Here is a 21,913-nt window from a genome sequence, read left to right on the forward strand (position 1 = left end):
TGGCAGCGTAAACCGTAGACGGGCTGTGGCGAATCCGCCCGATGTGAAAATTGGTGAGTATTGCCGCATGGAAAAAATGGCAGAATGGAGGTCTGTCACCATGTTTTGCTTTTGCTTCGACAGAAGCGTGTGATTTTTCCAGGAATGTTGCCAGTGTGTGGGTCGGTCAAATTCCGCTGTACTGAGAGCCTGTCCCAGTAGATGAATACGTCCCCTGCTGGCGCCCCTCAGAAGCGGGGACTGCGTTGATCGTCGTCGCGTGGCTCGCCACGCGTCCTCCTCACGCCTTGTCCGCGCTCCTGATGAACTACCAGCAGAAGACGCTCCCTACTGGGATAGGCCCTAAGAAAGTTTTGCAACATGAAAAAGTTTACCGCCCTTCATATTGCCGATGTTCGTTTGCGTCGGGCTGATGAGCAAGAGCAAGCCGTGATGCTGCATGCCTTGTACCAGGATGTGGCTGCTATCCTGGCTGCGGGCAAGCAGATCGATGCGATTTTCTTCACGGGCAAGCTGGTGGCGCTGGACGCCTGTGCCGGCACGACGCCCCTGTATGTCTACGAATATTTCCTGCGTCCCTTGCTGCAGGCGGCCAGCTTGCCCGGTGCGCGTTTCTACCTGGTGCCGGGCAGCCGCGTGCAGGGTGTCGCGGCTGCGGCGCTGGGCAATGCAGGCTTCAGTTTTTTCTCCGCCGATGAGCACGCCAGTGCCGAGCAGCGCGCGCACTACAAGAATATCCACGCCGTGTTCCACGGCCACCAGCATACGGGTGACGCCAGTTCGCTGATGAAGTCGCTAGGCATCCTGTTCAAGAGCAATCCCGGCAGCCTGTACGGTGCGCATGGTCAGATGGCGGCGTTTTCCGTGCTCGAGTTTGGCACAGGCGGAGCCGATGGCGACGCGCCAGGCACGCAGTGGAAGGTCTCCCTGCACGAGTTCGACGAAGTGAGCAAGAACTTCGCCGTGTCGGTGCTGTACACGCCGAATGGCCAGGAAACGGGGCAGATGGATGCCGAGTATGTGTTTGCCACCTTGCTGCCGCAGCTGGCAGGCGAACGCGCCTATTTCGATGGCTTGCTGGGCAAGGCGGGCGCGCAGCAGCGTGAGGATGCTGGCGTGGCTGCCGATGCGCGCGAATTCCTGATCGAGCTGGCGTTCGTGATGTTCGAAGCCAAGACCCTGTTCCTTGGCGAAGCTGAACTGCAGCGTTTTGCCAGCGACTATTGCGCTGTGAAGGGCTGGAACATGGCGGCAGGGGAGTGGCTGACGCCGCTGTATGCGCATGGCTTGCTGCTGCTGGCCGACGGCCAGGTGGCGTTTTCCTTCGATTACTTCCGCACCTACTTCCTGGCGCAGCGCTTTGAAACTTCGTTCGACCTGATGCGCTATGGCCCGGAACGCCATGATGGAAGTGAGTCTTCACTTCGCCTTGATGACCTGTCGGCGGCCCAGCCTTTCCTGCGCGCGCTGGGCTTGAGCGATGAACACGCCGCAGCGGCGGTGCCGGAAGATTGTAGCCGCCCTGGCTGACTTCCCCGTCAATCGTCCTGCGTCAGTCCGCGAGCGGCTGGCGCAAGGTGCCGCGCAGGAACAGATCCAGGCTGAGCGCCACCGTGGCGCGCAATCGCGCCACGTCCGGTTGGGCTTGCGGTGGAAACAGCAGGCGCGACATCTGATCTCCCAGCAGGCAATTGAGCAGGTGTAGCGCCAGGATGGAGGGCGTCAACTCCGCGCGAAACAGCGGCGCGATGTCGGGACGGCTGAAAAACTTGGTCAGCATCTCGCGCGTCTGCCCCGGTCCCACCTTGTAAAACGTTTCTGCCAGGTCCGGGTGGGTGGCCGCTTCGGCCACCACCATGCGATTCAGGCGGATGGCAGCGGGCATGGTGACCAGTTGCACGAACAGCAGGCCGAATTCCCCCAGGATGGTGGGCAGGGGCCGCATATCGGTTTCCAGCGCCGGCATGGTCGAGAAATAGGCGGCGCGGCGCAGTTCCACCACGGCATTGAACAAGCCCGACTTGCCGCCAAATTTCACATAAATCGTGCGCACTGCCACATGGGCTTCGCGGGCGATCATTTCCAGGCTCACCTTTCCATACCCTTTTTCCAGAAACAGGCAGCCGGCCGTGTGCAGCAGGTTTTCCATGCGCGCTTCCATGTCGGCCGCGCGCGGGCGGCCGGCCGGCTTGCCGCAGCAGGAGAGCTCCTGGGCGGCGGCGTCGGATTCTGTATCGGTTGGCAAGGTATCGCTGAGGCCGGGATCGGACATGGTCTGGGTCTCTTTATAAGTTGGAAGGTAAGTGATGGCTTACACTGTAGTGCAAATTAAAATGAAATGCAATCGTTTCATTTCTTGACAAGCGCTTTTCTTTGTCCAATAATGAACCTATATCATTTCATTTTCGGAGCGAGTATGTCCAACCAGCCAGGTCAAGCAGAGCACAAGGTGCTGAGCGCCGTCCCACCCGCGGCCCCTGCCGCACCTTCCGCGCCCGCCGCTTCCGCCAGCTCCGCAGCACCGAATAATCGCGTGAAAATCATCGCCGGCCTGATCGTCCTCGTCGCGCTGGGCGCCGGCGCGCGCATGTGGTACCGCAGCCACTATTTCGTGGAAACGGAAAACGCCTACGTGTCCGGCCACGTGCATCCCGTCTCGGCGCGCATTTCCGGCGTCGTCACCAAGGTTTTCATCGACGACAATCAAATGGTGAAAGAGGGCGACGTGATCGCCGAACTCGACCCGTTCGACCAGCGCGTCAAAACCGAGCAGATCGCCGCGCAGATCGCCAGCGCCGAGCAGCAAGTGCTGCAAGCCGACGCGCAGATCGCGCAAGTGCAGGCGCAGGCCAGCGCCGCCCAGGCGCAAGTGGCGCAGGCCGATGCGCAACTGCTGCGCGCGAAACAGGATGCGGAGCGTTATGGCCAGCTGTACACGAGCCAGATGAAAGCCGTCTCGAAAGCGGAGCTGGACGCCGCCAACGCGGCCCGTTCCAGCGCCGTGGCCGACCTGGCCGCCCGCCGCGACAGCGCTTCCGCCGCCAAGGCGCAGATTGGTGCGGCGCAAGCTGCGCGCGACGTGGCCAAGGCCCAGGTGGCCGTGCTGCGCGTGCAATTGAAGGACGCGGAGCAGCAGCTGCAATACAACCGCGTCCTGGCCCCCGTCGCGGGTCGCATCGGCAAGCGCAACGTGGAAACGGGCATGCGCGTGCAGCCTGGCCAGCAATTGACGGCCATCGTGCAAGACAACGTATGGGTCACCGCCAACTTCAAGGAAACCCAATTGGCCGACCTGCACCGCGGCCAGAGCGTGCACGTGACCATCGACGCCATGCCGGGCAAGAAACTGGTGGGTACGGTCGACAGCTTCGCTCCTGCCTCGGGCGCGCAATTCGCGCTGCTGCCAGCCGATAACGCCACCGGCAACTTCACCAAGATCGTCCAGCGCGTGCCCGTAAAAATCGTCTTCCAGCCGGAAGACATCAAGGCCATGAATGGCCGCCTGGTGCCGGGCATGTCGGTGATCGCCGAAGTGGAAGTGAACCAGCCCGAGCCGGCTCAGGACAAGGCCGCGCGCCACGCCGCCGCGCCAGCTGCTCCTGCCGCCCAGACCACCGCCCGCTAAGCTTCCATGAGCAGCCCCTCCACCACGCTGGCGAAGCCGCCGGCGTTTCCCGTGATCGACGAGAAAGTCTCCGGGCGCACCTGGCTGGCGGTCGCCGCCGGCATGCTGGGCGCCTTCATGGCGGTGCTCGACATCCAGATCACGAACTCCTCGCTCAAGGATATCCTTGGCTCGCTGTCGGCCACCCAGGAAGAGGGCTCGTGGATTTCCACGGCCTACCTGGTGGCGGAAATTATCGTCATTCCCCTCACCGCGCTGCTGGCGCGCGTGTTTGGACTGCGTACCTACATGATAGGCACCACCGCGTTCTTCCTGCTGTTCTCTACCCTGTGCGGGGCGGCGTGGAACCTGGAAAGCATGATCGTCTTCCGCATGCTGCAGGGCTTTACCGGCGGCGCCCTGATCCCCATGGCGTTCACCCTGGTGATGATCAAGCTGCCGCCGTCGAAGCGCGCCGTGGGCATGGCCATTTTCGGTTTGACGGCGACCCTGGCGCCGGCTATGGGCCCGACCCTGGGCGGCTATCTTTCCGAGCTGTATGGCTGGCCTTCGATCTTCTACATCAACTGGGTGCCTGGCGTGCTGCTGATCGCCGGCATGATCTATGGCCTGGACAAGGAGCCGATGAAGCTGGCGATGTTCTGGAAAGCCGACTGGCTGGGCATCTTCTTCATGGCCTTGGGTCTGGGCTGCCTGACCATCTTCCTGGAAGAGGGCAATTCGAAGGACTGGTTCGACTCGGGCTTCATCATTGCCTTTGCCGCGTTGGCCCTGACGGGCATCCTGGGCTGGGTCGTCACCAGCGCCACGCGCGCCGAACCGTTCGTCAACCTGGCGCTGTACGGCCAGCGCAACTTCCTGGTGGCCACCGTGCTGTCGGCCGTGACGGGCATGGGCTTGTATGGCTCGGCCTTCTTGCTGCCCCTGTTCCTGGGTCAGATCGCCGGCTATTCGCCGATGCAGATCGGTGAAGTCATCATGTGGGTGGGCTTGCCGCAGTTGCTCATCATGCCCTTCGTCGCCAAGCTGTCGTCCGTGGTGGACAACCGTATCCTGTGCTCGTTCGGCCTCCTGCTGTTCGGCGGCTCGTGCATGATGAATGCCTACATGGACGCGTCCACCGGCTACGACCAGCTGCTGTGGTCGCAGGTGGTGCGCGCGCTGGGCCAGCCCTTCGTCATGCTGACCCTGTCGAACTTCGCCATGAAGGGCATCGCGCCGAAGGACATGCCATCCGCTTCGAGCTTGTTCAACATGACGCGCAACCTGGGCGGTTCGATCGGCATCGCCCTGCTGGCCACGGCCCTGAGCACCCGCGAGCACTTCCATTCGCAGCGCCTGGGTGAAGCGATCAATGCGTATTCCAGCGCCACGCAGTTGCGCATCGAGCAGCTGACGTCGTCGTTCATGGCCAAGGGCTATGATGCCGTCACGGCAGGCAACCAGGCCTTGCAGGCGATCGACGGCATCGTGCGCCGCGAAGCGTATGTGATGGCCTACAACGATGGCTTCTTCCTGATCGGCGCCATCCTGCTGGCCTGCATCGTGCCCCTGTGGCTGGCCGACAAACTCAAAGCCCCCGGTGGCGGTGGCGGCGGTCATTGACCACGCACGCAAACACCTCAAGAACAAGAAGGTACACATCATGCAAACAGTATTGACGAAAATCGCGCTGGCCGCTTCCCTTGCCCTGGTGCTGTCCGCCTGCGGCACCGTGGGCCAGGATTTCACCGCCCCGGCGAATGTGGCCGGCATCGACAACGGCGTTTTCCGCCACGGCGCTGCCGCAGCGGATGCCGCGCAGCTGCCCAAGGAATGGTGGAGCATCTACGGCGACGCCACCTTGGACCGCCTCGAGCACAGTGCGCTGCAGGACAATCCCGGTGTGAAAGCGGCCGGCGAGCGCCTGCTGCAGGCGCTGGCGCAAAGCGGTACGGCGCGCGCCAACCAGGGCCCGAGCGTGAATGTCAGCACGGGTATTTCGAACTCGCGCACCTCGGCCAACACCTCGCAGGGCCTGGCCCTGGGCAACCGCTCGATCAGCGGCAATAACTTCTCCGTGGGCGGTTCGCTGTCGTACGAAGTCGACTTGCTGGGGCGTGTAAAACGCATGGTCGAAGCGGCTGATTCGCAGGCGCTGGCGGCACAGGCCGACCGCGACGGCGTGCTGCTGATGCTGTCGGCGCAAGTGGCCAGCAATTACTGGCAGCTGCGCGGGCTGGACGCTGAAATGGCCATCCTGAATGGCGCGCTCGATACGCGTCGCGAGTCGGCGCAGCTGGTCGAGGCGCGCTTCAATGCGGGACTGACGAATGAGCTGGACCTGGCGCGCGCGAAAGTCGAACTGTCGAACGCGCAAGCCGACCTGCATGAAGTCAAGCGCCAGCGCAACCAGCTGGAAAACAGCCTGGCCACCCTGACGGGCAAGCCGCCGTCGGCGCTGCAATTGCCGGTGGCCGCCGATCCGTCGGCCTTGCCGCTGCCGCCAAGTATCCCCGTCGGCTTGCCGGCCAGCCTGCTGGCGCACCGCCCGGACCTGGTTTCCAGCGTGGCGGGCCTGCGTGCGGCGAATGCGCAGGTGGGCGTGGCCGAAGGCGCGTTTTATCCGACGCTACAATTGACGGGCAACTTCGGCTACGCGTCCGAAAAGCTGCGCGACCTGGCGCAGGGCGGTTCGCGCCAGTTCAGTGTTGGTCCGCTGGCCCTGTCCCTGCCGATCTTCGACGGTGGCCGCAACCAGGCCAACCTGGACCTGTCCAAGGCGCGCTATGCGGAAGCCGTGGCGAATCACGAAACCAAGCTCCTGACGGCCTTGCGCGAAGTGGAAGATGCCTTGTCCGACGTGGAGCAGCGCCAGTTGCAGGGCGACGCCCAAGCCCTGTCGCAGGCCGCGGCGGCGCGCGCCTATCTGGTGGCGCGCACGCGTTACGAGCGCGGCATTTCGACCTATCTGGACGTCACCGATGCCCAGCGCAGCTCGCTGACAGCGGACCGCGCCGCCGCGCAGATCAAGACCCAGCGTTTGCTGGCAACCGTCGCCGTGGCCCGTTCCCTGGGCGCCGGCTGGAAACCGGACGGCGAGCTGGCGAAGCTGGCGAAGGCCATCTAAGTTCTCAGTTACGTGAGCGTGGCCGGCGGCGGTGTCGCCGCCGGCCCGTAGCGTTCCAGCAGAAAATCGATGAAAGTCGTCAGCTTCGGCGTGGGCTGGCGGTCGCGCGGATACAGCACATGCATCAGGCGCGGCGCCGGCACGTAGTCGGTCAGCAGCGGCACCAGGCGGCCCGCCGCGATATCGTCGGCCAGCAGAATTTCCGCCTGCATGACGATGCCGAAGCCGTGCAGGGCTGCCATGCGCAGCGCCTGGCCATTGTTCGAGCGGAAGCGGCTCTCGCGCACGGGGCTGCCATCGTCGCCGCCGCTCCTGGCCAGGCGCCAGCGCACATGGCGCGTCCACTGCATGAAGTCCAGGCATTCGTGGCGCGCCAGGTCGGCCGGCGTGCGCGGCATGCCGTGTTTGGCCAGGTAGGCGGGCGCGGCGCAAATCACCATCGCATACGGGCGCAGCGCGCGCGCCACCATGGCGGAATCTTCCAGCTTGCCGATGCGGATGGCCGCATCAAACCCTTCTTCCACCAGGTCCACCGTCCTGTCGTTCAAGTTCAATTCCAGACTCACTTCCGGATACGCATCGAGGTAGTCGGCCAGCAGCGGCGCGATGCACTCGCTGCCGAAGGATACGGGCGCGGTGATTTTCAGCTTGCCGCGCGGCGCCGTGCGCATGGCTTCCGCGCCACGTTCGGCCGCATGGATGCTGGCCAGTATCTGGCGGCACTGTTCCACATACTGCTGGCCGATTTCCGTCAGGCTTTGCCGCCGCGTAGTGCGCGCCAGCAAGCGCGCGCCCAGCCGCTCTTCCAGGTATTTAATGTGCTTGCCCACCATCACGGGCGAAATCTGGAACGCCTCGGCGGCGGCTGTGAAACTGCCTGCGTCGACGACGGCGACAAAAATCTCCATGCTGCGCAATTTATCCATGGCTACCTTGATTGCAAACTATGGGTTAGTAATCTTATTAATTCTAGCGTATTTATTCCTTTTTGTAAGCGGCGCATACTGGCTCCACCGTTCAACCCAGACAAGGACAGCATCATGAAAATCGTCATCATCGGCGCCAGCGGCACCATCGGCACGGCCGTCGCAGCGCAATTGGCGCAACGCCATGAAATCATCGAAGTGGGCAGCCGTAGCGGCACGCACCAGGCCGACATGGGCGACATCGCGCAAGTGCGCGCCTTGTTCAAGCGCATCGGCAAGGTCGATGCCGTCATCGTCACGGCCGGCAAGCTGCATTTCGGCCCCCTGGCAGAATTTACTCCTGAGCAATTCCAGCTGGGCCTGGACAGCAAGTTGATGGGGCAGGTCAACGTGGCGCTGGTGGCGCAGGAATACCTGAACGATGGCGGTTCGATCACGCTCACCAGCGGCATCGTGGCCGAGCAGCCGATCCGCTTCGGCGCGGCCGCCAGCATGACGAATGCGGCCGTGGAAGGCTTCGTGCGGGGCGCCGCCATCGAACTGGCGCGCGGCGTGCGCATCAATGCCGTCAGCCCCACGGTCCTGGCCGAATCGCTGGAAGCGTATGGCCCTTTCTTTTACGGCTTCGAGCCGGCCGCCGCCAGCCGCGTGGCCCTGGCCTACAGCCGCAGCGTGGAAGGGGCGCAGACGGGGCAGGTGTATAAGGTCTGGTAAGCCGCTTGCCATGCCATGGGGGCAGGTGGGACAATCGCAGGCTGAGCAAGAAAGCGGTAGCGCGCCATCCGCGCCAGCTGCTTCTGAGAAAAATCCAACCGAGACCCCCATGAAAAACATCCTGATTCCCCTGCTGATGGCCGCAGCCGTCGGCAGCGCCTGCGCCGCAACGCCGGCCACCCCGGCCACCGCCGCGCAACTGACGGCCATGAGCGCCCGTTACGCGCCCGTCGCGCTGAGCGCCGATGTCACGCACCTGTCCGCGGGCGACCGCCAGGCCATCGCCAAGCTGGTCGAGGCGGCCAAACTGGTCGACGTGCTGCAACTGCGCCAGCGCTGGTCCGGCAACGAAGCGCTGTGGGCGGCGCTGAAGAAAGACAAGTCGGCGCTGGGCCAGGCCCGTCTGAATTATTTCTGGATCAACAAGGGCCCATGGTCGGTGCTCGACGCGCACGCCTCGTTCATGCCGGCCAGCTATGCCGGCATCGCCATTCCCGCGCACAAGCCGGAAGCGGGCAATTTCTATCCGCAGGGCGCCACCAAGGCTAGCCTGGAATCGTGGATGAGCGGCTTGTCGCCGGACGGCAAGCAGCAGGCGCAATGGTTCTTCACGACGATTCGCGCGGGCAAGGATGGGAAGTATCAGACCGTCAAGTATTCGGACGAGTACAAGGTAGAGCTGAAACAGCTGGCCAGGCTGCTCGACGAGGCGGCGACCGCCACGGACAATGCTTCCCTGAAGAAATTCCTCACCCTGCGCGCCAAGGCTTTCCTCGACAACGATTACCTGCCATCGGACTTCGCCTGGATGGACCTCGATTCGCCCGTCGACATCACCATCGGCCCGTATGAAACGTATAACGACGAGCTGTTCGGCTACAAGGCCGCGTTCGAGGCTTATGTGAACATCCGCGACCAGGCGGAAACGCAAAAGCTCAATTTCTTCGCCAAGCACATGCAAGAGCTGGAAGACAACCTGCCGCTCGACGCGCAATACCGCAACCCGAAAGTGGGCGCGCTGGCGCCGATGGTGGTGGTCAACCAGGTGTATGGCGCCGGCGACGGCAACATGGCCGTGCAGACGGCCGCCTACAACCTGCCCAATGACGAACGCATCATCAGCGCGCGCGGCTCCAAGCGCGTGATGTTGAAAAACGTGCAGGAAGCCAAGTTCAAGGCCACCCTGACGCCGATCTCGAAACTGGTGCTCGCGCCCGAAGCGCAGCAGGACGTGGACTTCAATTCCTTCTTCACGCACATCCTCGCGCATGAAATCATGCACGGCCTGGGCCCGCATGCCACCGTCGTCGATGGCAAGCCATCCACGCCGCGCCAGGACTTGAAGGAAGCGTATTCCACCATCGAGGAGGCCAAGGCCGACATCACGGGCTTGTTTGTGCTGCGCTACATGATGGACAAAGGGCAACTTAACGATACCCTGGGCCAGGGCGACGTGGCCGAGCGCAAGCTGTACAACACCTTCCTCGCCTCCGGTTTCCGCACCCTGCATTTCGGCCTGACGGATTCGCACGCGCGCGGCATGGCCATCCAGATGAATTACATCCTCGACAAGGGTGGTTTTGTGTCTCTGGGCGACGGCAAATTCGGCGTCGACTTTTCCAAGATCAAACAGGCCGTGATCGACCTGGACCGTGAATTTTTGACCATCGAGGCGACGGGCGACTATGCGCGCGCGAAAGACTTGATGAGCAAGTACGTGGTCATCCGTCCTGAAGTGCAGGTCGCGCTCGACAAGATGAAGGCCGTGCCGAACGATATCCGCCCGGAATTCGTCACGGCCCGCGCCCTGGATCAAGCGACGAAGAAATAAACCTGACCCTGACGCTGCATTGTCAGAGTGAAAAGCCGGTGCATCTGCGCCGGTTTTTTTTCGTCTTTATTTATGAAAAGTTGCCAGTATTTCCTTGTGGAAATATTTTTACCGCTTACTCTGCAGTGGTATATCCTTTTTCCCCCATCGATCCCATGCCAAATCCGCTCTTGCTGATGAGCTTGCTCATCGTTTTGTCTCCTGTGCCCGCCGTGGCTACCGCCCAGCTCACCGATCTGGAAAGCCGCTGGCTGCAGGCGGGCCAGCCCGTCATCGCGTTTGCGCGCGCGCAAGGTTTGCCCATCGATATCATCGTGCAACCCCAGGATGCGCCCGGTGCCGTGCCGCTGGCGCTGGGCTACAAAGCGGGGCGCTGCAAGCTGGTGCTGTCGCTGCGCGGCAATGTGCAGGCGGACAGTGTCTTGCAGGGCGTGCCACCCAAGCGCCATGGCCTGATGATGGAAGCGATGACGGCGCATGAAATCGGCCATTGCCAGCGCTATGCACAGGGCGACTGGCACGCCTTGCCACGCGGCTTTATCGAACCATCCAGCATGCAGCGCGGCAAGTTGACACCGCTGGCGCAGGAGCTGCGCGAGACGCGCCGCGAAGAGGCCTATGCGGACCTGGTGGCCCTGGCCTGGATGCATGGACGCCACCCCGGGCAATACCCTGATGTGCTGGCCTGGATGCGCGGCGTGCGTGCCGGTGGCGATAGCGCGGGCGGTTCGCACGCCACGCAGGCATGGCTGGCGCTGGCCGATGGCGAAGGCGCATTTGCTGGGGCCGCTTCACCATTTGAACAGGCGCAAGTATTGTGGCGGAAGGGCTTGAGCGGTGACAAATAAACGCTGATTTTTACGCGGATGCCCTGTCAGCGTGTGCTGTCGCACGGAGCTTTGCGTCCGGCAGGGGTCTAATCTGGGTATCACTAACCAGAGAGGAATCATCATGAACAAAATGATCGCACTCATGCTGGCCGCCAGTGCCAGCGCCCTGCTTGCCGCCACACCCGCGTATGCGCAGGATGCCTCGTACAAGAGTTTGACGGACAAGGCAACGGCAGACTACAAACAGGCCAAGGCCGCTTGCGATGCCCACAGCGGCAACGCGAAAAAAGTCTGCGTGGAAGAAGCCAAGGTGGCGCGCGTCAAGGCCGATTCGGATGCCGTGGCCCAATACCGCAACACGCCGCGCGAACTGGGCAAGGCCCGCAAGGACGTCGCCAATGCCGAGTATGACATGGACAAGGCCAAGTGCGGCGACCGCAAGGGCGCCGAAAAAACCACGTGCATGAATGATGCCAAGGCGGCGAAAACGGCCGCGCTGGCTGACGCCAACACGGGCGCCAGGGCCGGCACCAACGTCGCGCAAAATCCGCCTGCCACCACGAAGGAAAATTGCGACGCCATGGATGCGACGGCCAAGGCTGCCTGCGTGACGCGCAATGCGGCCAGCAGCACCAAGGTGGCAGTGGAAGACTCCGTCATCACCACCAAGATCAAGGCAGACCTCGTCAAGGACAATGACTTGAAAGCGCTGGACGTGCACGTGGAAACGGTGAATGGCGTCGTCATGCTCAGCGGCTTCGTGCCGACACAGGCACAAGTGAAAAAAGCCGCCGACCTGGCCCGTGGCGTGGAAGGCGTGACGGATGTGAAGAATGGCTTGAAGGTGAAGTAGGCGGCATTTTTTATAAAACTTGCAGCCAGGACTGGAGCGGCACGCAGCAGTGATGCTCCAGTTTCTCGGCTGTATAAATTACGATCATAATGCAGCATGAGAAAAATCCCACCGGCTGGTGTGGATCGGTATCCACTTTTTCTCATGAGGGCGGCATGCTTTCTTATCTTTTTTCGCAATGGCTGGAGCGGTGCGGCCTCCACTTTGCCTGGGGCATCGTCGCCATTACTTTCCTCACCGCCTTGACCTCGTCGGCCGCGCTGGGCTTGCCGGGGACGCTGAGGCAGCCCTTGAACCGCGAATTTGGCTGGGATGCCGAGCAGATTTCCTCGGCCCTGGCCGTGTGCTTCGTGCTGTTTTGCCTGATGGGGCCGTTTGCCGCCATCCTGATGGAGCGCTTCAGCTTGCGCAATGTCATCTGCGTGGCCCTGGGCTTGATCGCTGCCAGCCGCCACCGTGGTGCCCACGGTGAAGCTGGTGGGCGCCACGTTTGGCCGGGAGCAGGCGGGCATGGTGTTTGGCTGGATCTTCGCCGGCCACCAGCTGGGCGCTTCCGTGGCCGGCTATGGCGCGGGCCGCATCCGCACCCTGATGCTGACCTACAATCCAGCCCTGTTCGCGGCCGTGGCCGCCGCCCAGCCCGCATGAAAAAAGCCAGGCCCGCATGAGCGGAGCCTGGCTTTTCAAGAAGCGTGCAGCAGGTTTATTTCAAGTACTTTGCTAACCAGCCTTCCACTTCGCTGTAGAAGAAGCGGCTGTTCTCGCCCTTCAAGATCCAGTGGTTTTCGTCCGGGAACACGAGCAATTTCGCCGGCACGTCCAGGCGTTGTTGTACGGCAAAGTTCATCAAGGCATTGTTGGCCGGCACGCGGTAATCGAGTTCGCCCACGGTGATCAGGATGGGGGTGGTAAACCCCGTGCCTTTTTCATGGTTGCCCGCTTGCATGACCGGGCTTTGGTCGCGCCACACGGGCAGGTCCGACCAGACGGGGCCGCCCGCATTGGTTTCACGGCCGAAACCGCCATCGCTGGTGCCCCATTGCATGATCAAGTCCATTTCGCCCGCGTGCGAGACGATGGCCTTGTAGCGCGTGGTGGTCGCCTGCAGCCAGTTGGCCAGGTGGCCGCCATAGCTGGCGCCGCCGGCGGCCAGTTTCGTGCCGTCGATGAAGGCGTATTTCTTGATGGCTTCATCGACGCCCTGGTTGACTTCATCGCCCGGTCCCTTCAAGGGGTCGAACTGAATCGAGCGCGAGAATTCCTCGCCATAGCCGGTGGAACCCTTGTAGTCCGTCAGCAGTACGACATAGCCGGGCTTGGCCAGCAAATGGTAGTTCCAGCGCAGCACGAACTGGTCGCGCCACATGCTGGCCGCGCCGCCGTGGATGACGGTAAACAGCGGATACTTCTTGTTCGGATCAAAGTTGGCGGGCTTGACGAGCATGTTGTGGATCTGGCGGCCATCGGCCGTGGTGAACCAGAAGTGTTCGGGCGCCTGCCAGTCGATTTTATTTGCCTTGTCCGTGTTGAAGGCCGTCAGCCGCTTCGGCTGCTTGCCATTGAAGGCATAGATTTCCGGCGGATTGATGGCGGATTCCCACACGCCCACCAGGGCCTTGCCGCCGCTGCTCAGAGAATTGATGCTGCCCGTTGGCAAGGATGGTTCCTCGCGCACGTCGCCACCCTTGGCGTCGATCGAGTACAGCTTTTCCAGGCCTGCATGTTCGTAGCTGAAGATGACGCGCTTGCCGCCTTCGGGCAGCACGAAGCGCGAAATCGACCGGTCCAGCTTGGCCGTCAATATACTTGGCGCAGGGTTGCTCATTGGCCAGGCAAAACTGGCCAGGCGTTTCACGTCGTACACTTTACCTGGCGTTTGCGCATCGCTCAAGGCGAACAGAGTCTTGCCGTCGGCGGTAAATCTCAAGGCACCGTAGCTATGTTTGTCCTGCGTCAAACGCTGCGCTTCGCCGCCCGCCACGGGCAGCAAATACAGTTGCGAAACCACGGCTTCACGCTGGGCAGCATCGCGGTTGGTGGCCGCGTTGAAGACGACGGCCTTGCCATCCGGCGCCCAGACGGCGTCCAGCGATTGTCCCTCGTCGCCCTGGCCGCCGCCAAAGCCCGGCAGGGTGACCAGTTGCGTGCCTGACAGGATGTCGCGCGGTGTGTTTTCACCTTTCGCCTCAGGCTGCGCATCGACGATGAACAGACGCACTTGCTTGTCGGTCAGCCATTTGTCGAAATAGCGGGGCGCCGTCGTTTCATACGAACGGGCGCTGACCTTGCGTTCCTTGCGTTCTTTGGCGCTTTGCTTGACGTCGGCTTCCGTCTTGTTGCCTGGATAGATATCGCTGATGAACAGCAATTGCTTGCCGTCCGGGCTCCATTTCGGCATGCGCGCGCCCAGGGTCAGCGAGGTCAGGCGCTGCGCTTCGCCGCCAGCGGCCACGTCGAGGCGGTAAATCTGTCCCGCTTCATCGCCGTCACGCTTGGCGACGAACACCAACTGGCGGCTGTCCGGCGACCAGGCCACGGCGCCTTCGCCACCCTTTGAATAAGTCAGGCGGCGCGCGGGGTTGTCGTCAAGCAGCGACTTGACCCACAGGTCCGACCATTGCTCCTTGCTATCGTAGGCGCTGTCGACCACGGAAAACACGGCCCACTTTCCATCCGGGCTGGCGACGGGCGCGCCCACCCGTTTCATCAGCCACACGTCTTCATGCGTGATGGCGTGTTTGGCTTGCGTTTGCGTGGCGGCAACTGGTATAGCCGCCGTGGTATCGGCGGCGTGGGCAAGCGAGGCGCAGGCTGCTGCGATCAGCAGGGAGCCGAGGGAACGGCGAAGACGGGGTGAGGTCATGGGCGTGGTCCGGGAAGTGAAAAAAGTACAGCGGGCAACATTATTGCCCATCGATTCCTCCACTGCCAAGGCCATGAACCGTTACTTACCAGGCAGGCGCACGCATGGCGGACGGGCATGGCGTATTCGATCAGTTAAACTTGCCGCTTTACTCACGCTGGCGCTGCTTGACCATGAAAATTTGTCTATCTTTATTGAAAACGCTATTGCTGGGCGCGGGCGCGCTGCTTGCCGCCCCGGGCTTTGCCGCTGCCGCCGCACCGTACCCGAATACCAGCGCCATGGGCGTGGGTCACGCGGAAAGCACGGCCTGGTATGCGGGCTGTCTGAAGGTCAAGGATGCGGCGGCGCCGCCCGCCGACCTGCCGGCGCCATCCGCCGTGGCATCCTTGCAGCAATGCCAGGCGACGGACCTGTATTACGATACCAAGAGTATGTCCTCGCCCAAGCCCGCGGACTGGCGTCCCGTGCGCCATTGCGCCGTGGCAACGCAAAACAGCGCCGTGCTGATGATGCTGTACCAGAATGGACAGGGCGTGCAGAAGGCCCCGTTGCTGGCGCTCAAGTATGCGTGCAGCATCGATGCGGCGCCGGCCGAGATGCAGGGCCGCATCGAACATTTGCAGCAGATCAATGCCAGCGGGCGCGGCATGATGGACTGGTGCGACGACATCACCAGCGGCTACATGATGGGCGTGTGCGGCGCCATCGATGCACGGCAAAAGCAGCGCGTGCGCGCGCAGACTGCAGGCAAAGTCAGTGTAAGCATGCCTGCCGTGGCGCAAGCCTCGCTGCAAAAGCTGCAGACGGCGGCAAGCAAGTTTGCCGATGCGCGCGCGGCCCATGAAGCGGATTTGAGCGGCACGGCGCGCGCCGCCCTGAGTATCGCGGCCCGTACGGCCGAGCTCGATCTGCTGGCGCACGATCTGCGTGAATACGAAGCGGGCAAGCTGCCTGCAAGCATGTCGAAGGCGCAGGTGGCGGCGCTCGACAAGGAACTCAACGCCATCTACGGCAAGCTGATGAAAAAGCCGGCGGAAACCTATGCGGGCGCCGTGGGCAAGGATGGGGTCCGCGCCACCCAGCGCCTGTGGCTGGCGTACCGCGATGCCTGGATGAATTTCGGCGCCGCGCGCTATCCGTCCGTCACCAGCGACACCTGGGCCGGCCTGCTGACGGCGCGGCGCAATGCGCAACTGCAAGATTTGCTGGAGAATTGAAGCATGCGCGAAGCGTATTACCACGAAGACGATTTTTGCATGATCGAATTGCTGCCGCTGGATAATTTGCAGCACTGTTTGACGCAGATGGGCGAGCAGCAGGCGTTCGCCGACGCACACCGCAGCGGCGCCGGCTGGACGGAGATGTACGTACCCGAGGCGCCGCCGTCGCAGATGCGCGCACTGGGCCTCACGGCCGATCAACTGCGGCTGGCGCTGGCGGATGCCATGCCGCCGTATGACGCCGTCTACACGGGCTACAGCACTTACCGGGTGGAATGCAAGAACGTGCTGGCCTTTGGCGGCGACAAGACTGAGACCCTGTTTGCCGGCCTGGACGACAAGGGCATCGTGGTGGATTTGTGGTGCAGCGATGGCATGCCTGAACTGTTGCTGCTGCCTTTGAAAGAGCAGCTGTTGCTGGCTGACTGGGGCGCCGGGTTTGCGTGTCCGCTGGCCGATGGTGACTTGTTCGCGCGCTATCTGCAGGAATACGAACTCGATTAAAACTATTCGCAGGCGATGGCATTCGGTTGCGCCACCTTGATCACCGACGCCAGGCGCGCCATGTCGTTGCCATCGCCCTGTTCCACATACGCTTGATAGGTGTCGATGACGATGCGCGCGCGGGCTTGCCAGCCGCAATTGTCGGCCTGGCGCGCGGGCACGCGCAGCAGGCGGCGCGCCTCGCCATCGTTGGAAAAGCAGAACCACGCATCGTGCGTCGCTGCGGGGCGGGGCAAACGACCCCATTGCGCCTTGTCGGGCACGAAGCAGACGCGGTTGCCGATGATCTGCAAGCTCATCTCGTCCGTGCGCGCGCTGTACTGGCCGTCGAGCACGATGGGCGGCTGTACTTGTGCTTGCGCCTGCGCGGACAGGCAGGCGGCGGCCAGGAGGAAGGTGGCGGCAAGTTTCATGCGTTTCTTTCAGGGCTGGCAAGACGAAGCGCCAGTATAACCGCGAGGGTCACGGAAACGGAAAAAGCCCATCCGTGAGGATGGGCTTTTTAGTACTGCGCATTCGTGGTAGGCCGTGCGGGATTCGAACCTGCGACCAACGGATTAAAAGTCCGCTGCTCTACCAGCTGAGCTAACGACCCGAAAGAGGCCGCATTATATATCAGTTGAAAAAGAATGCAAAGCATTCCTGCGAGAAAGTGCTGGCCAGCTAATGCAGGGCTGCCGTGAGCTTCAGCACTTCATCGATGCTGGTCGTGCCGTCGATGATCTTGCGCGCGCCGGCGAGGCGCAGCGGCGTCATGCCGTCGAGGATGCTCTGGCGGCGCAGCGCGTGCAGGTCGGCGCCCGCCTTGACCAGCTGGCCGAACGTTTCCGTCACGCTCAGCAGTTCATAAATGCCGGCACGTCCCAGGTAGCCGCTGTGCCGGCACAGGGCGCAGCCAACCGGGCGGTACGTGGCCTGCGGCCGTTCCAGCTGGCCGCCCGTCAGGCGCTGCCATGAGGATTCGCCCGGGGCGGTGTCCAGTTGCTTGCAGCCCGCGCACAGGCAGCGCAGCAGGCGCTGCGCCAGCACGCCGATCAGGCACGCTTCCAGCAGATAGGCAGGCAAGCCCAGTTCCAGCAGGCGCATGACGGCCGAGGGCGCATCGTTGGTATGCAGGGTCGACAGCACCAGATGGCCGGTCAGTGCCGCCTGCATGGCCATCTCGGCCGTGGCCAGATCGCGGATTTCTCCCACCATGATGATGTCGGGATCTTGCCGCATCAGCGCCCGCACGCCATCGGCAAACGACAGTTCGATGCCGGCCTGGGTTTGCACCTGCATCTGGTTGAAGGCCGGTTCGACCATTTCAATGGGGTCCTCCACCGTGCATACATTGACTTCGCTGCCGGCCAGCGCCTTCAAGGTGCTGTACAGGGTGCTGGTCTTGCCCGAACCGGTGGGACCCGTTACCAGCACGATACCGTGCGTACGCGCCGTCAACTGGCGCCAGCGTTCGGCGTCCGCGGGCGGAAAGCCCAGATCAAACAGGCTCTTGATGGCGATCTCGGGATCGAAGATGCGCATGACGAGCTTTTCGCCGAAGGCCGTGGGCAAGGTGGATAGGCGCAGTTCGATTTCCTGGCCTTGCGCATTGCGCGTCTTGATGCGGCCATCCTGAGGGCGGCGCTTTTCCACCACGTCCATGCGCCCGAGCAACTTGATGCGCGCCGTCATGGCCAGCAGCACCACGGGCGGCAATTGATAGGCCTGGTGCAGCCGGCCATCGATGCGCAGGCGCACGAGGCCCGCGTCGCGCTTCGGTTCCAAATGGATGTCGGACGCGCGCTGGGCAAACGCGTATTGCCACAGCCAGTCGACGATGTGCACCACGTGCTGGTCGTTGGCGTCGAGGCTGGTCTTGTTGCGCCCCAGCTCCACCAGTTGTTCGAAATTGTGGCGCAGCGCCAGGTCTTGCGTGGAGGCCTGCCGGGCCACCTTGACGGAACTGGCCAGGCTGAAAAATTGCGCGATGGCGTCGGCGATGTGCAGCGGGTTGGCGATGACCAAGCTCAGCTTGCGTGGCGCCAGATTCCCCAGCTGCGCCTGCCAAGCCAGCGCGTACGGCTGGGCCGTGGCGATGACGATGCGTTCTGGCGTGCTTTCCACGGGCAGGATGTTGAAACGGGCCGCATAGCCGGCCGTCATGACGTCGGCCACCTGGCTGAAATCGATGTGCAAGGGATCGATGCGCAGGTACGGCAGGCTTGCGCGTTGCGCCAGCCACGCGCACAGGGTATCGAGCGTCAGCGCGCCGTGGGCGATGCTGCATAGCGGATGCAAGGGCGGCGCCGGCAGCAGGGCGGCTTGGGCGACGATGGAGCCCGCTTGTGCCGCGTCGAGCAAGCCGTCTTCCTGCAGCCAGGTCAGCAGTTGCGGCAGTTCCAGCGGCGCGTTGGGAGAAGGAGGAGAGGAAGCGGGCATGGCCGGTGCCTTTCAGGGCTGCCGGCCTTGCGTGGGTGTGCCGGCGCTTACAGGGTGCTGACGATGCCCTTGACCCAGGTCTTGGCGGGCAGCTTGGTCTCGGCGACGATCTGCTTGGCCCGTTCCAGCAAGGCCGCTTGCGCTTCGGCACCGAGTGCCACTTTCGTCTTGAAAGCGATCGCCACCACGTTCCCATCATGGACTTCCGGCAGGCAGATCACCTGTTCAAACGCAAACTTCATCGCCTTGATGTTCTTCGCGTAGCTGGGGTGGTCGCCAAACAGGTTGACCGTCATGATGCCGTGCGGTGCCAGGCAGGCGCAGCAGGCGGTATAAAAATCCGCGCTGTCTAGCACGGGACCGCGCGCCGTGGCGTCGTACAGGTCCACCTGCAGCGCGTCCAGGGTGCCGTGGTTGGCCTCGTCGTTGACGTAGTCGAGCGCATCCATCTCGCGCACGTGCAGGCGCTCGTCGTTGGGCGGCAGCTTGAACATCGAGGCGCAGATGGTGATAACGGAAGGATTCAGTTCGATGGCATCGACTTGCGCCTGCGGGAACTGGCGGTAGCAGAACTTGGTCAGCGCCGCCGTGCCCAGGCCCAGCTGGGCGAGGCGCTGCGGTTGCTCGATCCACAGCATCCACGCCATCATCTGCTGCGCGTATTCGAGCTCCGGCCAGTCCGGCTTGCGGATGCGCATGGCGCCCTGCACCCATTCCGTGCCGAAATGCAAATAGCGCACGCCATCCATTTCGGACAGGGTGACAGGGGCATAACGGGGCTTGCGCGCAGGGCGCGAGGATTCGACTTGTTCGATGGATTTTCGTTTGATAAGCATAAGGCGGCCTGAAAGTGTGCCGCATTATAGCCCGTGCCGTGGCGCCATAAAAAATGCCAGCCGCTGGGGCTGGCATGCTACGGGCCGGTTGTCGCGCTTACTGCTGTGCGGGTTCGATCGATACGCGCAGACGGACGCGTTCGCCCGGATCGTAGGACATGATGCTCGTATAGTTGCGGCCGCGGTAGTCGTAGGTGACCTGATAGCCATTGTTGCGCGATTCCCAGTGATCGACCTGGCGGCATTGCTTGACGGCTTGTTCCTGCATGCCGCCCTGGTAGTTGTTCTGGTTGTCGACGCGGTCGCCGACGACGGCGCCGGCAATCGCGCCAGCAGCAGCGGCGGCCGTGCGGCCATTGCCACCACCGACCTGGCTACCGAGCAGGGCGCCGGCGATACCGCCGACGATGGAGCCGCCAGCGCTGCGCTGCTGCGGCGGTGCCTGTACTTGCACGTATTCCGTACGGCATTCCTGGCGTGGACGATTGATCTGTTCCACTTGCGGCACGACGCGCACGACCTTGCCGAAATCTTCAAAGTCGGCGGCCTGGGCGAGTGGCAATGTGCCGATACAAAGGGCTGACATCATCAATTTGGCTTGCAAGTTCATTTCTAACCTCATTATGTAGAGAATCTTTCAGGGTATTTTTTACAACTTGGGACTATAGTAATCCCGCCAGACCGGGACAAGTGTTTCGCATGGCAACAAAATGTAACAGCCCGAGCCCCTTGCCCCACAGTCTGTAACATGCACTTTCAATCGATACAGGATGTTGAAGTGACTTGAAACCAGCGGTTTGTAACAAATCTTGCGTTTGACATCATATTCGGGTTGATTCATACAGGACAACACGTTACCCTAATACGCGTATGGCTTATATAAAATCGCACTGAATCGCATAAAAGTTGATACAGATCGAATCACCGCGTGCGCATTGACCCGCGTGCGGGGATGCAATAAGAAGAGCAGCTAGAAAATCCATACATAACAGGTCGATTTGAGGGAAAAATGAGTTTGTTACTAACCGTGCCGCCCAACCTTGTCCAGTCCATCCGTGCCTTTCGCGTGACCGAGTTACAAGACGAGGCGATCCGTCTCGGGCAGCACTTTTTATATGCGCATTGCAACGCTGGACAGACCAAACAACAAGTCATCGGTATTATTGCAGAAGCATTCCTGTTTCCGAAAAACCTGGCGAAGAATTTTGATGCCTTGCGCCTGTGCCTGATGGACACCATGCACAAGGCCGGTACGCAAACAGGCTTTCTGGTGGTGCTCGAGCAATTGCCAAATACGCAAAAATTCGACAAGGAAGCGCGCGAGATCCTGCTCGACGTGTTCCGCGACGCGGCCGACTACTGGGCCGAGAAGAAAGTGCCGTTCCGCGTCTTCTATTCGTTCGAGTAAATACTTACTCTTGCCGTGGCGCCGTAAAACCGGCCTCCCATGCAGACGGCAATCGGCATCGCCGGGCGGCTGCGGCGCTCCGGCGCCTATGTTGCGCCGCAACAATAATACCGGCCTTTCTAGATTCGCATCGCCATAGCGGGTACAATGCGCGCTATGAAAAATATCGTTATCCTCATTTCCGGACGCGGCAGCAACATGGAAGCGGTCGTACGCGCGGCGCAAGCCGAGCAATGGCCAGCCCGGATTGCCGCCGTCATCAGTAACCGGGCCGATGCCCAGGGATTGGTTTTTGCCGCGGAACATGGGATAGCGACGGCAGTCGTTGCCAACAAGGATTATGCCAGCCGCGAACAGTTCGATGCGGCGCTGCAAGCCGTGATCGACGGCTTTGCCCCCGACCTGGTCGTGCTGGCCGGTTTCATGCGCATCCTCACAGAACCGTTTGTCGAGCATTACGCGGGGCGCATGCTGAATATCCATCCGTCGCTGCTGCCGCTGTTCCCGGGCATGGCGACGCACCGCCAGGCGCTCGAGGCGGGCATGACGGAACACGGCGCGACCGTGCATTTCGTGACTGCCGAGCTCGATCATGGCCCGGCCGTGGCGAGCGCGAAAGTCCCCGTCTTGCCAGGCGACACAGAAGAGAGCTTATCGGCGCGCGTGCTGGTACAGGAACATCTGCTTTACCCGCGCGCCATCCGCCTGTTCATTGACGATAAACTGTCAGTCGAGCATGGCCAGGTCCGCGTGGACCCTCAATAAAATAT

The 21,913-nt window shown here is 62.2% G+C and carries 20 protein-coding genes, 1 tRNA gene and 1 pseudogene; 14 read left to right on the plus strand and 8 right to left on the minus strand.

Going from position 1 to position 21,913, the window contains the following annotated elements:
- Window positions 1-360 precede the first annotated feature (360 nt).
- Window positions 361-1,530 (plus strand): hypothetical protein, encoded by a 1,170-nt coding sequence (locus ACQ4WP_RS10325; protein WP_436520268.1) that lies wholly within the window; start codon window positions 361-363, stop codon window positions 1,528-1,530.
- Window positions 1,531-1,552: 22 nt separating this feature from the next.
- Here ACQ4WP_RS10325 and ACQ4WP_RS10330 read toward each other — a convergent pair whose 3' ends face one another.
- The gene (locus ACQ4WP_RS10330; protein ID WP_436520270.1) at window positions 1,553-2,272 is read right to left on the minus strand and encodes a TetR/AcrR family transcriptional regulator; all 720 of its coding nucleotides are present in this window, start codon (window positions 2,270-2,272) and stop codon (window positions 1,553-1,555) included.
- Window positions 2,273-2,416: 144 nt separating this feature from the next.
- On the opposite strand from ACQ4WP_RS10330, the gene ACQ4WP_RS10335 reads away from it, so the two are divergent.
- The 3 genes from ACQ4WP_RS10335 to ACQ4WP_RS10345 are packed head-to-tail and all read left to right on the plus strand — an operon-like array spanning window position 2,417 to window position 6,734.
- Complete coding sequence (locus tag ACQ4WP_RS10335; RefSeq protein ID WP_436520272.1) at window positions 2,417-3,625, plus strand: HlyD family secretion protein; 1,209 nt, start codon at window positions 2,417-2,419, stop codon at window positions 3,623-3,625.
- 6 nt (window positions 3,626-3,631) lie between these two features.
- Complete coding sequence (locus tag ACQ4WP_RS10340) at window positions 3,632-5,230, plus strand: DHA2 family efflux MFS transporter permease subunit (RefSeq protein WP_436520274.1); 1,599 nt, start codon at window positions 3,632-3,634, stop codon at window positions 5,228-5,230.
- Between the two features lie 40 nt (window positions 5,231-5,270).
- Window positions 5,271-6,734, plus strand: coding sequence for an efflux transporter outer membrane subunit (locus ACQ4WP_RS10345; RefSeq protein ID WP_436520276.1), 1,464 nt, complete (start codon window positions 5,271-5,273; stop codon window positions 6,732-6,734).
- A gap of 8 nt (window positions 6,735-6,742) precedes the next feature.
- Here ACQ4WP_RS10345 and ACQ4WP_RS10350 read toward each other — a convergent pair whose 3' ends face one another.
- On the minus strand, window positions 6,743-7,660 hold the full coding sequence (locus ACQ4WP_RS10350; protein WP_436520278.1) for a LysR family transcriptional regulator: 918 nt from the start codon (window positions 7,658-7,660) through the stop codon (window positions 6,743-6,745).
- A gap of 114 nt (window positions 7,661-7,774) precedes the next feature.
- Here ACQ4WP_RS10350 and ACQ4WP_RS10355 point away from each other — a divergent pair, with 114 nt between their 5' ends.
- From ACQ4WP_RS10355 to ACQ4WP_RS10380, 6 genes and pseudogenes are all read left to right on the plus strand, one after another.
- Window positions 7,775-8,374, plus strand: coding sequence for a short chain dehydrogenase (locus tag ACQ4WP_RS10355; RefSeq protein WP_436520280.1), 600 nt, complete (start codon window positions 7,775-7,777; stop codon window positions 8,372-8,374).
- Window positions 8,375-8,483: 109 nt separating this feature from the next.
- Window positions 8,484-10,205 (plus strand): dipeptidyl-peptidase 3 family protein, encoded by a 1,722-nt coding sequence (locus ACQ4WP_RS10360; protein ID WP_436520282.1) that lies wholly within the window; start codon window positions 8,484-8,486, stop codon window positions 10,203-10,205.
- Between the two features lie 155 nt (window positions 10,206-10,360).
- On the plus strand, window positions 10,361-11,053 hold the full coding sequence (locus ACQ4WP_RS10365; RefSeq protein WP_436520284.1) for a hypothetical protein: 693 nt from the start codon (window positions 10,361-10,363) through the stop codon (window positions 11,051-11,053).
- Window positions 11,054-11,156: 103 nt separating this feature from the next.
- Window positions 11,157-11,888, plus strand: a complete 732-nt coding sequence (locus ACQ4WP_RS10370; RefSeq protein WP_436520286.1) for a BON domain-containing protein — start codon at window positions 11,157-11,159, stop codon at window positions 11,886-11,888.
- Window positions 11,889-12,043: 155 nt separating this feature from the next.
- Window positions 12,044-12,331 (plus strand): annotated as a pseudogene (locus tag ACQ4WP_RS10375) (MFS transporter); the annotation flags it as partial.
- A gap of 13 nt (window positions 12,332-12,344) precedes the next feature.
- Entirely contained in the window at window positions 12,345-12,536 is a 192-nt protein-coding gene (locus ACQ4WP_RS10380) for a hypothetical protein (protein WP_436520534.1), read from the plus strand.
- Window positions 12,537-12,591: 55 nt separating this feature from the next.
- Here ACQ4WP_RS10380 and ACQ4WP_RS10385 read toward each other — a convergent pair whose 3' ends face one another.
- Window positions 12,592-14,751 carry a prolyl oligopeptidase family serine peptidase gene (locus ACQ4WP_RS10385; protein WP_436520288.1) on the minus strand — a complete coding sequence of 720 codons (2,160 nt, stop codon included), beginning with the start codon at window positions 14,749-14,751 and terminating at the stop codon, window positions 12,592-12,594.
- 173 nt (window positions 14,752-14,924) lie between these two features.
- Here ACQ4WP_RS10385 and ACQ4WP_RS10390 point away from each other — a divergent pair, with 173 nt between their 5' ends.
- Together ACQ4WP_RS10390 and ACQ4WP_RS10395 are read left to right on the plus strand one after the other, a co-directional pair.
- Window positions 14,925-15,971: a lysozyme inhibitor LprI family protein gene (locus ACQ4WP_RS10390; protein ID WP_436520290.1), complete on the plus strand. Its 1,047-nt coding sequence runs from the start codon at window positions 14,925-14,927 to the stop codon at window positions 15,969-15,971.
- Window positions 15,972-15,974: 3 nt separating this feature from the next.
- On the plus strand, window positions 15,975-16,478 hold the full coding sequence (locus tag ACQ4WP_RS10395; RefSeq protein ID WP_436520292.1) for a hypothetical protein: 504 nt from the start codon (window positions 15,975-15,977) through the stop codon (window positions 16,476-16,478).
- Between the two features lie 2 nt (window positions 16,479-16,480).
- On the opposite strand, the gene ACQ4WP_RS10400 is transcribed toward ACQ4WP_RS10395, so the two are convergent.
- From ACQ4WP_RS10400 to ACQ4WP_RS10420, 5 genes are all read right to left on the minus strand, one after another.
- Window positions 16,481-16,891 (minus strand): hypothetical protein, encoded by a 411-nt coding sequence (locus ACQ4WP_RS10400; RefSeq protein WP_436520294.1) that lies wholly within the window; start codon window positions 16,889-16,891, stop codon window positions 16,481-16,483.
- Between the two features lie 106 nt (window positions 16,892-16,997).
- Window positions 16,998-17,073 (minus strand) — tRNA-Lys (locus ACQ4WP_RS10405).
- A 68-nt stretch (window positions 17,074-17,141) separates the two neighbouring features.
- Entirely contained in the window at window positions 17,142-18,899 is a 1,758-nt protein-coding gene (locus ACQ4WP_RS10410; RefSeq protein WP_436520296.1) for a GspE/PulE family protein, read from the minus strand.
- Between the two features lie 47 nt (window positions 18,900-18,946).
- Entirely contained in the window at window positions 18,947-19,735 is a 789-nt protein-coding gene (locus ACQ4WP_RS10415) for a class I SAM-dependent methyltransferase (protein WP_436520298.1), read from the minus strand.
- 97 nt (window positions 19,736-19,832) lie between these two features.
- On the minus strand, window positions 19,833-20,345 hold the full coding sequence (locus ACQ4WP_RS10420; protein ID WP_426085934.1) for a glycine zipper 2TM domain-containing protein: 513 nt from the start codon (window positions 20,343-20,345) through the stop codon (window positions 19,833-19,835).
- Between the two features lie 399 nt (window positions 20,346-20,744).
- On the opposite strand from ACQ4WP_RS10420, the gene ACQ4WP_RS10425 reads away from it, so the two are divergent.
- Window positions 20,745-21,143, plus strand: coding sequence for a barstar family protein (locus ACQ4WP_RS10425; protein WP_436520300.1), 399 nt, complete (start codon window positions 20,745-20,747; stop codon window positions 21,141-21,143).
- A gap of 156 nt (window positions 21,144-21,299) precedes the next feature.
- Complete coding sequence (gene purN, locus ACQ4WP_RS10430; protein ID WP_436520302.1) at window positions 21,300-21,908, plus strand: phosphoribosylglycinamide formyltransferase; 609 nt, start codon at window positions 21,300-21,302, stop codon at window positions 21,906-21,908.
- Window positions 21,909-21,913: the final 5 nt, after the last annotated feature.

Source organism: Janthinobacterium lyxosi, from assembly GCF_051380665.1.
Taxonomy (GTDB): Bacteria; Pseudomonadota; Gammaproteobacteria; order Burkholderiales; family Burkholderiaceae_D; genus Janthinobacterium.

Excerpts from the sequence above, each read along its gene's own strand:
- ACQ4WP_RS10325 (WP_436520268.1), top strand. The coding sequence starts at position 361 with ATGAAAAAGTTTACCGCCCTTCATATTGCCGATGTTCGTTTGCGTCGG.
- ACQ4WP_RS10330 (WP_436520270.1), bottom strand. The coding sequence starts at position 2,272 with ATGTCCGATCCCGGCCTCAGCGATACCTTGCCAACCGATACAGAATCC.
- ACQ4WP_RS10335 (WP_436520272.1), top strand. The coding sequence starts at position 2,417 with ATGTCCAACCAGCCAGGTCAAGCAGAGCACAAGGTGCTGAGCGCCGTC.
- ACQ4WP_RS10340 (WP_436520274.1), top strand. The coding sequence starts at position 3,632 with ATGAGCAGCCCCTCCACCACGCTGGCGAAGCCGCCGGCGTTTCCCGTG.
- ACQ4WP_RS10345 (WP_436520276.1), top strand. The coding sequence starts at position 5,271 with ATGCAAACAGTATTGACGAAAATCGCGCTGGCCGCTTCCCTTGCCCTG.
- ACQ4WP_RS10350 (WP_436520278.1), bottom strand. The coding sequence starts at position 7,660 with ATGGATAAATTGCGCAGCATGGAGATTTTTGTCGCCGTCGTCGACGCA.
- ACQ4WP_RS10355 (WP_436520280.1), top strand. The coding sequence starts at position 7,775 with ATGAAAATCGTCATCATCGGCGCCAGCGGCACCATCGGCACGGCCGTC.
- ACQ4WP_RS10360 (WP_436520282.1), top strand. The coding sequence starts at position 8,484 with ATGAAAAACATCCTGATTCCCCTGCTGATGGCCGCAGCCGTCGGCAGC.
- ACQ4WP_RS10365 (WP_436520284.1), top strand. The coding sequence starts at position 10,361 with ATGCCAAATCCGCTCTTGCTGATGAGCTTGCTCATCGTTTTGTCTCCT.
- ACQ4WP_RS10370 (WP_436520286.1), top strand. The coding sequence starts at position 11,157 with ATGAACAAAATGATCGCACTCATGCTGGCCGCCAGTGCCAGCGCCCTG.
- ACQ4WP_RS10385 (WP_436520288.1), bottom strand. The coding sequence starts at position 14,751 with ATGACCTCACCCCGTCTTCGCCGTTCCCTCGGCTCCCTGCTGATCGCA.
- ACQ4WP_RS10390 (WP_436520290.1), top strand. The coding sequence starts at position 14,925 with ATGAAAATTTGTCTATCTTTATTGAAAACGCTATTGCTGGGCGCGGGC.
- ACQ4WP_RS10395 (WP_436520292.1), top strand. The coding sequence starts at position 15,975 with ATGCGCGAAGCGTATTACCACGAAGACGATTTTTGCATGATCGAATTG.
- ACQ4WP_RS10400 (WP_436520294.1), bottom strand. The coding sequence starts at position 16,891 with ATGAAACTTGCCGCCACCTTCCTCCTGGCCGCCGCCTGCCTGTCCGCG.
- ACQ4WP_RS10410 (WP_436520296.1), bottom strand. The coding sequence starts at position 18,899 with ATGCCCGCTTCCTCTCCTCCTTCTCCCAACGCGCCGCTGGAACTGCCG.
- ACQ4WP_RS10415 (WP_436520298.1), bottom strand. The coding sequence starts at position 19,735 with ATGCTTATCAAACGAAAATCCATCGAACAAGTCGAATCCTCGCGCCCT.
- ACQ4WP_RS10420 (WP_426085934.1), bottom strand. The coding sequence starts at position 20,345 with ATGAACTTGCAAGCCAAATTGATGATGTCAGCCCTTTGTATCGGCACA.
- ACQ4WP_RS10425 (WP_436520300.1), top strand. The coding sequence starts at position 20,745 with ATGAGTTTGTTACTAACCGTGCCGCCCAACCTTGTCCAGTCCATCCGT.
- purN (WP_436520302.1), top strand. The coding sequence starts at position 21,300 with ATGAAAAATATCGTTATCCTCATTTCCGGACGCGGCAGCAACATGGAA.